Annotated in this window: 12 protein-coding genes; 7 read left to right on the top strand and 5 right to left on the bottom strand. The window is 42.9% G+C overall.

Features of this window, described 5'->3' with window-relative positions:
- Nucleotides 1–57: 57 nt before the first annotated feature.
- A complete protein-coding gene (locus IPJ86_18200) occupies nucleotides 58–456 on the bottom strand; it encodes a hypothetical protein (GenBank protein MBK7889152.1) in 399 nt (132 codons plus the stop codon).
- 79 nt (nucleotides 457–535) lie between these two features.
- Between IPJ86_18200 and IPJ86_18195 the strand changes: the two genes are divergently transcribed.
- Together IPJ86_18195 and pheS are read left to right on the top strand one after the other, a co-directional pair.
- Nucleotides 536–1216: a peptidylprolyl isomerase gene (locus tag IPJ86_18195; protein MBK7889151.1), complete on the top strand. Its 681-nt coding sequence runs from the start codon at nucleotides 536–538 to the stop codon at nucleotides 1214–1216.
- A 93-nt stretch (nucleotides 1217–1309) separates the two neighbouring features.
- Nucleotides 1310–2356, top strand: a complete 1047-nt coding sequence (pheS, locus tag IPJ86_18190) for a phenylalanine--tRNA ligase subunit alpha (protein ID MBK7889150.1) — start codon at nucleotides 1310–1312, stop codon at nucleotides 2354–2356.
- Between the two features lie 18 nt (nucleotides 2357–2374).
- Here the strand turns inward: pheS and IPJ86_18185 are convergent, their stop codons facing one another.
- A complete protein-coding gene (locus IPJ86_18185; protein ID MBK7889149.1) occupies nucleotides 2375–4078 on the bottom strand; it encodes a S41 family peptidase in 1704 nt (567 codons plus the stop codon).
- A gap of 66 nt (nucleotides 4079–4144) precedes the next feature.
- Here IPJ86_18185 and IPJ86_18180 point away from each other — a divergent pair, with 66 nt between their 5' ends.
- The gene (locus IPJ86_18180; protein ID MBK7889148.1) at nucleotides 4145–5140 is read left to right on the top strand and encodes an AI-2E family transporter; all 996 of its coding nucleotides are present in this window, start codon (nucleotides 4145–4147) and stop codon (nucleotides 5138–5140) included.
- Nucleotides 5141–5317: 177 nt separating this feature from the next.
- Here the strand turns inward: IPJ86_18180 and IPJ86_18175 are convergent, their stop codons facing one another.
- Complete coding sequence (locus IPJ86_18175) at nucleotides 5318–5845, bottom strand: RNA polymerase sigma factor (GenBank protein MBK7889147.1); 528 nt, start codon at nucleotides 5843–5845, stop codon at nucleotides 5318–5320.
- A 272-nt stretch (nucleotides 5846–6117) separates the two neighbouring features.
- On the opposite strand from IPJ86_18175, the gene folE reads away from it, so the two are divergent.
- Nucleotides 6118–6849, top strand: coding sequence for a GTP cyclohydrolase I FolE (gene folE / locus IPJ86_18170; GenBank protein MBK7889146.1), 732 nt, complete (start codon nucleotides 6118–6120; stop codon nucleotides 6847–6849).
- Nucleotides 6850–7004: 155 nt separating this feature from the next.
- On the opposite strand, the gene IPJ86_18165 is transcribed toward folE, so the two are convergent.
- Nucleotides 7005–7895 (bottom strand): MerR family transcriptional regulator, encoded by an 891-nt coding sequence (locus IPJ86_18165; protein ID MBK7889145.1) that lies wholly within the window; start codon nucleotides 7893–7895, stop codon nucleotides 7005–7007.
- A gap of 62 nt (nucleotides 7896–7957) precedes the next feature.
- Nucleotides 7958–8296, bottom strand: a complete 339-nt coding sequence (locus IPJ86_18160; GenBank protein MBK7889144.1) for a hypothetical protein — start codon at nucleotides 8294–8296, stop codon at nucleotides 7958–7960.
- 43 nt (nucleotides 8297–8339) lie between these two features.
- On the opposite strand from IPJ86_18160, the gene IPJ86_18155 reads away from it, so the two are divergent.
- The 3 genes from IPJ86_18155 (at nucleotide 8340) to IPJ86_18145 (ending at nucleotide 11633) form a co-directional block, all read left to right on the top strand.
- Nucleotides 8340–9335: a hypothetical protein gene (locus tag IPJ86_18155; protein ID MBK7889143.1), complete on the top strand. Its 996-nt coding sequence runs from the start codon at nucleotides 8340–8342 to the stop codon at nucleotides 9333–9335.
- Between the two features lie 101 nt (nucleotides 9336–9436).
- Entirely contained in the window at nucleotides 9437–10333 is an 897-nt protein-coding gene (locus IPJ86_18150) for a TIGR01777 family protein (protein ID MBK7889142.1), read from the top strand.
- The gene (locus IPJ86_18145; GenBank protein ID MBK7889141.1) at nucleotides 10323–11633 is read left to right on the top strand and encodes a deoxyribodipyrimidine photo-lyase; all 1311 of its coding nucleotides are present in this window, start codon (nucleotides 10323–10325) and stop codon (nucleotides 11631–11633) included. Before IPJ86_18150 ends, IPJ86_18145 begins: the two co-directional genes overlap by 11 nt.
- Nucleotides 11634–11855 lie beyond the last annotated feature (222 nt).

Raw genomic sequence — 11855 nt, 5'->3', positions numbered from 1 at the left:
CCAACAAGGGTAACGATGGCGTTGGCCTACCCCTCTGTTTCTTTGCTAAAAAAGGCTTTACTTGACCACCACCGTCTTTCTGACGGTTTCACTTTGTTCTAAACGGATATAATCCTTTGCGGTAAGTGTTAAAGAAGTCACTTCTACATTTAACACCGCTTCCCATTGAAATTTAAAAATGGCTTCCCCGTTACTGGTGGTAAACTCTTCATCAAAAACATCTGCCCGAACTCCGGTTTGCGGATTCACCACACTGTCTTGACGAAGAACGACTTTGGCAGCCGAAACCGGACGACCCAAGGTGTCGACTACAGTTATTATTGCTTCACAGGGCTCCGTTTTTTTACAAGATGAAGCGGTTAATAGTCCGGCTAAAGCCAGTGTCAGGATGATCAGGTAACGATTCATGGTTAGTTTTGCTTTTCCTTTTACGGGAATAGTAGAATGATTGTTCAAATTTAGTTAAACTTGCAACAGAAACCGGAATAATAATATTCCAATTGTCACAACTCAAAAGTAGTTAATTCCCAATAATATGAAAAAAGCGATCCTGATATGTATGGTCCTTGTTGCTACCCTTGCACAGGGCTCCTTCGCTCAAAAAAAGAAGAAAATGACCGAAACATCGTCAAAAGACACCCTTATCCAGATTACCACCGACCTTGGTACCATGAAGCTAAAGTTGTACAAAGAAACACCCCTGCACCGTGCCAATTTTATTAAGCTGGCCAGTGAAGGATTTTACGATAGCCTTCTATTTCATAGAGTTATAAAAGGTTTTATGATTCAGGGCGGTGATCCGAAGTCGAAAAATGCTAGTCCGGGACAGCCATTAGGGGCTGGTGATGTTGGGTATAAGATTCCCGCGGAATTAGTAGACACTCTTTATCATAAGAAAGGTGTACTTGCGGCAGCGAGAGATGGAAATCCTGAAAAAGCCTCCAGTGGCTGTCAGTTTTATATTGTACAAGGGAAACCAATGACAGCTAGCGAAATAGAACAAGCTGAACAGCGCATGGGATTTAAAATGACGGAAACTCAAAAACAAGCTTATATGACCATCGGTGGTTCTCCCTGGTTAGATCGCAATTATACCGTTTTTGGCGAAGTGATTGAAGGGCTGGATGTGATTGATAAAATTGCTGATGTGAAAACACTTCCCGGCGATCGCCCCGAGCAAGATGTAAGAATGAGTGTAAAGGTAATTGTTGAATAATTTCTTGCATCCTATTGTATAAACAGTTGAAAGGAAGTCTTCGTCATCACTGACGCGCAGACTCTTCTTCCCACCCCATTGCCTGTACCCCTCATGTCGAACAACAGCATACAAACATTAATTGAGGAAGCACGTTCCTTTTCTCCTTCGAGTAAGGAGGAACTGGAACAATTCCGTTTGCGCTTTCTCGGCAAGAAGGGTGTACTGAATGATCTCTTTGCAAAGATGAAAGAGGTGGTTCCGGAAGAACGAAAGTCATATGGCCTGATGGTCAATGAGCTGAAAGTAGCTGCCGAAGAAAAAATAAATACTTTCAAGGAACAATTTGATCAATCAGAACAAACTGCCGACTCCGGTCAGGATCTGACTTTACCTGCTTATCCTTTGTCATCGGGCACCTTTCATCCATTGACAATCGTAAGAAGACAGATCATTAATATTTTTTCCCGCATAGGCTTCAACGTTAGTGATGGTCCGGAGATAGAAGACGATTGGCATAACTTCTCTGCACTGAATTTCCCTCCTGAACACCCCGCACGAGATATGCAGGATACTTTCTTCATCAATCTTGAGGCAAGTCCTGCGCATTATAAGGGTCCGCTGGCATTGCGCACACATACTTCATCGATTCAGGTACGTGTGATGGAAAATCAGCCTCCTCCCATCCGAACAATTTGTCCGGGAAGGGTGTACCGTAATGAGGCGATTTCTGCGCGGGCGCATTGTTTCTTTCATCAGGTAGAAGGATTTTATATCGATGAAAAAGTTTCCTTCGCCGATTTGAAACAGACCTTACTTTATTTTGCACAGGAGATGTTTGGAGCAGAAACTAAAATTCGTTTGCGCCCCTCCTATTTCCCGTTCACGGAGCCGAGTGCGGAGATGGACATCAGCTGCACCATTTGTAAGGGCAAGGGTTGCAATATCTGTAAGTACACCGGCTGGGTGGAAATATTAGGATGTGGGATGATTGATCCTGCTGTTTTGGAGAATTGTAAAATCGATGCAGAGAAATACAGTGGATTCGCTTTCGGAATGGGGATTGAACGTATCACGATGTTGAAATATTCCATCAAGGATCTGAGGATATTTTCAGAAAATGATGTGCGCTTCCTCGATCAGTTCAAGGGGGTAAGATAGCACACTACAACCGGAAAATTACTTCTTCGGCTTTCCGATGACGTTATACTCGCCCTCTCCCTTCAGAATAGCATTGTACAATGAAGGATTGCCGAGTACCAACAGCGCTTCCTTCATCACCTGATCGTGCCTGAACATGTATTTGAATTTTCCGGTCTGGAAATGATATCGCGGTACTATTTCCTGCTCGATTAAAGATTTTAATTCCTCTTTAAAAAGCTTGAGATCTTCTGCTTTATCATGATTTAATCCTTTACCGAGCGCTTCCAGTTCATTGCTGATTCCGGCGTAATACTTCTCCCGTTGAACGGTTTTCTTTAAAGTGGCAAAAGCACTTTCCGACTGCGTGGAATAATCAAATTTCCGGGTATTGATATAGCTGACAAAATCCTGAAAGTCGTTGTCAGTGAACACAAATTTTTCGGCAGCTGCTATCGAGTCATGTTTTTGGCGGAAGTGTGTGGCGTAATCAAAGAGAATCAGGTTGCGGGAGAGGCTTCTGGCAATATTGCTGGTATCGCCGGGTGCTACATAACGGTCAGGGTATACCGCAGAGCCATCGAAAACAGTACGGCCATTCTTTGTCTTGAAAGGCTTCATCAACGAATCCGGTACTTCGGTAACGGCACCACCATCCTCCACGCCATGATGGTAAATACGTGTTTGCACACATCTCCCGCTGGCAGTAAAATACTTGGCGACTGTTAATTTCATCTGTGCATTAAAGGAAAGCGGACGGGTTTGCTGCACCAATCCTTTCCCATAGCTCCGCTGCCCAATGACGACACCCCTATCCAGATCCTGAAAATTTCCGGCTGTAATTTCACTGGCAGAAGCGGAATTTTTGTCGACGAGAACGGCCACACGGATGTCAGGAGCAATCGGATCTACTTTCGCGTGATAGACATTATTAGAACCTTCCGTTTTTCCGGTTTGCGTCACCAGTAATTCCCCTTTTTTAATAAAAAGATTCAACATCTGCACCGACTCTTCCAGCAGGCCACCGCCGTTTCCGCGAAGGTCAAATACCAGTGATTTAAGTCCGGGATTTTTCTGAAGATCGACCAGCGCATCATGCACTTCATTGAAGCAATTCTGGAGGAATTTATCGAGTTTAATATATCCTACACTATCATTCAGCATCCCATAATAAGAGACATTCTTCACTTTTATCTCCCCTCTGGTCACCGTTTTTTCCATGGGCTGAGCTACTCCTAATCTGGAGAACTCTAATTTTACGGTAGTACCGGCCTGACCTTTAATTAAATCATCAATTTCCTCCGGGGCCAGCCCTTTAATACTGCGTCCATTCACGGCGAGCAGCACATCTCCGGCACGGATATCTGCCAATTGAGCAGGGAAACCTTCATACACATTGTAAATAATGATGCTGTCGCCCATTCGGAAGGATGAGGCACCAATTCCCCCGTATTCCGTACTCACATGCTTCATACGGTAATCCTCTATCTCCGCTTCAGGGTAATAATTGGTGTAGGGATCCAGGGTTTTCAACATGGCATCTACACCTGTCTTCATCAACTGACCGGGATTCACATCATCCACATAGTATTGATTTACTTCCTTGTAAACACTTGAAAAAATATCAATTTCCTTGGTGATCATGAAGAAGTCATCTGCAAAACTCCAGCATAAAACGGAGAAGGGCAATAACATCAGCAGCATAAGCCGGCGGCGACGAACAGGAGAAATGATTGGTGTCATGGTTAAATTTCAGAAGGATCAAAGATACAAGAACAACGGGTAATCAAAATCATTATTTTAGAGCCCATGAATATTAACGACAACAGGCGCTATATCACGTTGCTCATCATCATCGTCCTGGGAATCTTTCTTGCCTGGTCGCTAAGTGGGTTTTTAACAGCACTTCTCTCTGCCATCATTTTATATGTTTTGATGAAACCGCTCATGCGTTACCTGCTGGTAAAGCGACGGTGGAATAAAACCCCGGCTACCGTTGTGGCTATGATCATCACCTTTCTCACGATTCTTGGCCCTGTCTGGACTTTATATGGTTTACTGGCATCTAAAATCAATTATGCACTTTCCAACAGCACGGAATTGATTGAAGGTCTGAGAACGATGGATCTTTATATTTTTGAAACGACCGGAATAAAAATTTTGAGTGAGGAAATGGTCAATAAATTGCAAGAGCTGGCCGGCGATATTATACCACAAATTTTGGGAGCCACTGCAGATATGCTGGCCACCTTTGGTATGATGTATTTTATCCTCTACTACCTCCTGACCAATCTTGGACAAAGCGAAAAAGCACTCGGGGAACTCCTGCCGGTAGAGGAAGAAAAAGCAATTCGTTTTGCAGCAGAATTGGAATCGGCCGTATTTTCAAATGTATTAGGGGCGCCTGTTCTTGCTATTTTACAAGGATTAACCGCAGGATTTGCCTACTGGATTTTTGGATTGGATGAACCCTGGTTTTGGGGCGCTATCACCGGATTCATGTCCTTTATCCCTCTGATCGGTACGGCCATCGTATGGATTCCGGCAGGGATTTATCAATTGGTGAACGGCGAAAACTGGCAGGGAATCGGCATCTTAATTTTCGGAGCAGTAGTTATCACCAATATCGACAATGTATTTCGGTTTACTTTACAGAAGAAGTTTGCCGATATACATCCTATCGTCACCGTGTTGGGTGTGATTGTCGGATTAAAATGGTTTGGCATAACCGGAATTGTTTTCGGCCCTTTGCTGATTTCCTATTTTTTACTGATGATAAAAATGTACAAAGAGGAATATCATTAGCAGATTCAACATTCAGCTATTAAATAACGATCTCCTGTACTCCTCAAAGAGCAACTCCCGAAGATATGAATCAGACCTGCAAAGAAATCTTATTTTCCTTCAGACGTCGCTTTGCCTAAAAAGCAAAAGGCCCCGTATACTACGAGACCCTCTGCGACCTAAAACCTACCTGTCCTTTTAATTAACGGTATAGGAATTATCTGTACCATATGCACTCAACATCTTCTTCAATTTTTGACGCGCCATATGTATTCTTATTTTAACTGTACCCAATGGCACGGCAAGGTATTTTGCAATCTCTTCGTATTTATATCCTTCATAAGACATCATAAATGGTGTACGCAGGCTATCTGTTAAGCTATCTAACGCCTCATTCACTTCAGTCATTACTAAACGACCATCGCCTTCATTCTTAACAGAAGGACCAGAATGATTAAGAAGGTATTGGTTTTCGGTATCATCATTTATAACTGATCCATTCACCATCCTGCGATAATTATTTATGAAAATATTTTTCATGATAGTATAAAGCCACCCTTTCAGATTGGTTCCATCCTGAAATTTTTCTTTGTTGTTAAAAGCCTTTAACATAGTTTCCTGAACAAGATCATTTGCATCTTCAGGATCTTGAGTTAATTTTAGGGCGTAACCGCGTAAAGCTTTGTAATGCTCTTTTACCTGGTGATTGTATTCGATTTGTGTCATTTTGTTTAGGTTTTAAGTATTAATCTTCAACAAAGATAAGGGCTTTCATTTGGATCTTGCAAGACTTTTTGTTTAATTTTTTAATCATTTTGTTAAACAAGACTTAAGCGGTTGATAGTCAGGGTAAAAAGTTTTAAATATTGAATTTAAATAACTTAAATAGACACTGGAATCCTAAAAATACAATAAGAATACATATTTTGTTTAATAACTATACATATTTACTAAACACTATGGAAGCCCATTTGTTGAACTTTAAATACAAAACATAAATGAAGGCTAGCACAACTACAGGTAATAACAATAATCGTCTCCGGACGGAAAAATCAAGGGTTAATGCCATCCTTTTAAATACGGATGAGAAAGACATAATGGACGATATCTTAAACCACCACTTCAGCAATAAAGAAACTCCGCTTCGGGCAGATGCCTTTGATGTATCGAATGATGAAAAGATATCAATCATAGCCGGGCATGTAAAAGAGATACTGCATACCCTGGGCCTTGATTTGAATGATGAAAGTATTCGTGACACTCCGCTGAGAGTTGCGAAGATGTATATCAATGAAACCTTCAGGGGACTTAATCCCGAAAACAAACCCACGGCAACGCTATTCACCAATAATTACAACTATAGCCAGATGCTGGTAGAGAAGAATATTACCTTCTATTCTACCTGTGAACATCATCTGGTTCCCATCTTTGGGAAAGTACATGTTGCCTATTATTCATCAGGTAAAGTAATCGGTCTCTCTAAACTTAATAGGATGGTGGATTATTATGCCCGTCGACCCCAGGTGCAAGAGCGGTTAACGATTCAGATTGCCGAGGCACTCAAGGAAGTCCTGCAAACAGAAGATGTAGCCATCGTGATCGATTCCACTCATCTCTGTGTTGCTTCCAGAGGAATTCAGGATGTACACTCCACGACGATTACGGCTGAATATTGCGGTAAATTTAAAAACCGAGATGTGCGAAATGAATTCTTACAATATACAAAATAACACACCTCTTTTTTTGACCGGCAGCTTTATAAAATTATAGAAAACAGGTATGATTAAGATGAACTACACTACTGTTTTATTCTTTCAATAAACAGGCTTTTATAAGTCCACGTGTAAAATTCTAGTCGCGGAATCTGAGAAACCAAATGAAAAACTCAATTCACTTTTAGATAATCAAGCAAACTGATTAATTCCTGCATAGTAGATAAGGTGCGTACGTTTTTTGGAAAATGTATATTGGCCTGAAGAATCTGTCCGCCACCAATTAAAATATTTGCATGCGGAAAATCTTTTGATAATTTATTTGCGATAGTTAGAGGACTATGTGCAGCGATGGAGGTGGTTAGAACAGTGAGCAGGAAGTCGGCCTTGTAAATGGTCATAACAGGGCTCAGATCATCCAGAGGAAGATTAGGACCTAAATAACTGGTATGATGTCCCCTCGACCGGATGAGATAGTTCGCGAAAAGCAATCCGATTTCATGTGGTTCATGAGCGGGCAAGAACAACAAGAAACGCTTAGCTCCGGGAGCAATATTTTTAGGTTGTGCATCAATGGCCACAAATAATTTTTGACGGATAAGGTTGGTAATAAAATGTTCATAGGCGGGATGCACAGAACCTGTTTGCCATAACATGCCTACTCTCGCCAAAAAAGGGAAAACCAAATTGAGGAAAGAATCCTGCATCCCATGTTGAAGAAAATTAGCAGCTAGTATTTTTTCAAAAGCTACCTCATCCAGACTAAACATCGCCTTTGTTAAGGATTCTATCTGTACAATGCGATCCGTTGCATCTAAAGTCAATTCCATCACTAATCTGTCCAGCTCTTCCCTTCCCATCTTCGTAATCTTGGAAATTTTATGTCCCTGACGATTGAGCATCGCAACACTCAGCAACATTTTGATATCATCGTCATCATAATAACGGATATTCGTCGCCGTACGTTTTGGCTGTGGAATACCATACCGCTGTTCCCAGATACGCAAGGTATGAGGTTTGATTCCTGTGAGGGCCTCGACGTCTTTAATGGAGAAGTGATTCATTTGCTACTTTTTCTCTTTTATATCTGAAATCGAAAAGCATGCAGATCTGGTAGTATAACAAGCTACGAACTATAATGTTTTCGCAAAACTACCTTAATTAATTCACGTTGCAGAATTAATTCCGCCAGCCTGTCCACCTCTTTGCAACCGTACCCTGCCGGCAATAGATGCTCAGGCAGATCAATATGATACAACAATGCGGGTATACGATCGGACTCATTTTTACACCAATACCGGAGCTGTTCGGAAAGCTGCAAACGGTAGTGTTCAAAGCTCACCGGCATGTCCGCATTAAAATTTACCGTATAGCCGAATCGCTCAAAATCTTTCACGACCTGTTCCGACATTGCCCGTAAAAAAGCAAGGTCATGTCGATATTTCTCCAGTTGTTCTTCTTTCAAGTTCTATCTTCGTCAGACTAATAATGACATGAAAATACGACCCTTGTTTGAATTCTCAAAATATGCACTTCACATGAGGATGGTCTTCTTCATTTTTGTACTGGCATTTCCCTTAAAATCTATGGGCCAGGGTGGATATCGTCCGCATCCCTTTCTTTCGCCCATGTGGCAGGCCGATGTAGAATATCTCGAGCCCAGTCAGGTGGAAGATACCACAATGGAAAATGGATTTGCCGGCGGCGCATTTTCATTTCGTCTTCCACTATATACCGGCAAAGATTGGCTCTCGGCAGATGGAGGCAAACCCTTTTATGCGATACTTGCTCAGGGAAGCGCTGCCTATCGCATCAGTCAACTGGATTTTCTGGAACCTGATCGCCTGCTAACGTTGGGGCGTATAGGCGTAACCGGTTTAATGGCACGCGGCTTAAGAAATTTATTTCTGCTAAATATAAATGCCTCGCTGCCCTCCCAATCTTTTTCCTTCAGCCCGGCCTATATTCGAATGGGAGGAGCGCTGGTCTGGCGGAAACTTTATCATAACAATACCTGGTGGCATACGCTCGGTGTCATTTACTCGCCCATTGCCGGCCGTGACTTACCATTACCACTCGTGGGTTTTGGTGTCAAGCTGGGGAACGATGATCAGATTCAATGCACCTTCCCCTTTAACCTTAGCTATACACATATTTTTTCAAAGAAATTCAGTCTGAGCGCGCGTATTCAGAATATGGGAGGATATCATTATTTGAAGGCCGACAGTGTTTACACCGAAGAACCACTGCTGTACCGCTTTCGGTATCCTCGCGTGGGTATCGTGGGTAGATTATATACGTATCGGCATGTTGTTATTACACCGGAGGTAGCCATTGTGGGCAGAGGAAGATTGACGATTGATGATTATACCGCACGCCAGCAACCCAGTTTCTTTTTTCGCCTGAGTGTACAAGTCCGCTTTGGGAAAAGAGCAATTGCAGCACCGATACTCAACTTCGATCCGGGTGATTCCGGCTTCGATCCTGCTTATCTTGTAGAATAATCTAAGATGTTAATAAAGGCAAGCAGGCAGGTGTTCCCCATCTCCGTTATACCGGGGAGTAATTTGAAGAAACTAAATCCATCCTGCTTTGTTATTCAGCCATGAAGAAAGTCCTTATTGCCGGCGGTTCCGGTTTGATTGGAAGAAGACTCACTCATCTTTTGCAGGAAGAAGGATACGAAGTCATGTGGCTGAGCAGGTCGGCTTCCGATAGCGGAGATATTAAAACCTTTATATGGAATCCCGCAAAAGGGGAGATCGATTCGCAGGCTATCATGGAGGCAGATGCGTTGATCACGCTTTCGGGAGCAGGTGTTGCAGATGGAAGATGGACGACGTCTTACAAAAAGAAAATTATTGAAAGCCGTTTACAAGTCGCTTCAACTTTACTGGATGCCCTCAATAAAACCCGGCACCATGTGCAATGTCTGTTGACCGCTTCAGCCATTGGAATATATGGCGACAGAGGAGAAGAACTCCTGACAGAATCAAGCACGACAGGTAGCGGATTTCTGAGCGAGACCTGTTCCTATTGGGAATCAGCGTACTCCAATTCACCTATCCGTACCGTTAGTATCCGCATCGGTATTGTGCTCTCTAAAGATGGAGGTGCTTTACCGGAGATGGCCGCGCCGATGAAGGCGGGAATTTGTCCGGTGCTGGGAAGTGGTCAACAATACATGAGCTGGATTCATATCGATGACCTCTGCCGGATATTTATACATGCACTAAAAGAAAATCAACTGCAGTCCGTCTACAATGCTGTTGCACCTACTCCGGTGACCCATCAGACATTCATGCACACCTTGCGAAAAACCATAGCACCCTATTCCCTTACTCTTCCCACGCCGGCCTTCCTCCTGAAATTATTCCTCGGCGAGAAAAGTGCGATTGTACTGGACAGTGCCAGAGTCAGTGCTGATAAAATACTACACACCGGATTTCAATTTAAATTCAGAGATCTTTCCGCTGCATTAAAAAATATTTATGGCCGCTAACCCGATCGTCAGCATCCTCTGGTTCCGCCGTGACCTTCGTCTGGAGGACAATGCCGCCTTGTACCATGCGCTGCGCAGCGGACTCCCTGTGGTTCCTGTATTTATTTTTGATACAGCGATTCTCCACAAACTGGAAGACCGGGAGGATAAACGGGTGCTCTTCATTCACCGTGAGCTGGAAAAAATTCAACAGCAATTAAAAGAGTTCGGATCTACAATAGATGTGAGGTTCGGTAGCGTGAATGATTGCTGGGAAGCGCTCTTGAAAGACTACACCATTAAAAACGTTTTTACCAACCGCGACTACGAGCCTTATGCCCTCAGGAGAGATGCAGAGATGGCTGAATTCTTCAAAGCAAAGGGAATTGAATTCCATACCTGCAAGGATCAGGTCATTTTTGAAACCAACGAAATTCTCAAGGACGATGGAAAGCCGTATACCATCTACACCCCTTACTCCAGAAAATGGATGGCGAAGCTCGATGCCTTTTATCTCAGCTCCTATCCCACTGAAAAATACTTTAAACATTTCTTTAAACAAGCAATAAAGAAAATTCCGTCGATATCATCCCTTGGTTTCACCGAAAGTAAATTTCATTTTCCCCCGGATACCACGCCGGATGCTATTTTAGAAAACTACGCATCTACCCGGGATATCCCCGGTATAGAAGGCACTTCACGACTGGGAATTCATCTTCGTTTCGGGACCATTTCTATTCGTAAGATGGCTGTAAAAGCAAGAGGGATTAGTTTCTCGTGGTTAAATGAACTCTGCTGGAGAGAATTTTACATGATGATCATCTGGCATTTTCCGTATGCGGCCACGGCTGCATTTAAGCCCGCCTATGATCATATCCAGTGGCGAAATAATGAAGAAGAATTTGCGGCATGGTGTGAAGGGCGAACCGGGTATCCGATAGTAGATGCAGGCATGCGTGAACTCAATGCAACAGGGTATATGCATAACCGTGTGCGCATGATTGTTGCCAGTTTCCTCACCAAACATCTGCTCATCGACTGGCGTTGGGGAGAAGCCTATTTCGCCAAAAAATTACTTGATTTCGATCTCAGTGCCAACAACGGCGGCTGGCAATGGGCAGCAGGAACCGGCTGTGATGCCGCACCCTATTTCCGCATCTTCAACCCCTACGAGCAAACCAAAAAGTTCGATCCCCATTTCATCTACATCCGTAAATGGGTTCCCGAATTTGAAGATTTCAGCTACCCACCACCGATAGTGGATCATAAATTTGCTCGCGAAAGATGCCTCGCGGTTTATAAAAATTCTCTTGCCAAATGAAATGAATTGATGAGTTATTGAATTGATGAGTTGATGAATGTTTTGAAAGGGAAAAACTACTTTGTTTTAAGAAAAGTCCTCCGTGCCCCCTCAGTGGCCTCAGTGACTTAGTGGTGAAAATGAAAAATTTATATGTAGACGAATATCTATATTCCCTTAATATTTTGATGAGCCGCAGATTTTTTAGGATTATTATGATTTGTTTTGATATGCCGGAAGCCG

Source organism: Bacteroidota bacterium (genome assembly GCA_016713925.1).
Taxonomy (GTDB): Bacteria; Bacteroidota; Bacteroidia; order AKYH767-A; family OLB10; genus JAJTFW01.
The sequence above is the reverse complement of the archived record's forward strand: the minus strand, read 5'-3'. Positions and strand labels throughout refer to the sequence as shown.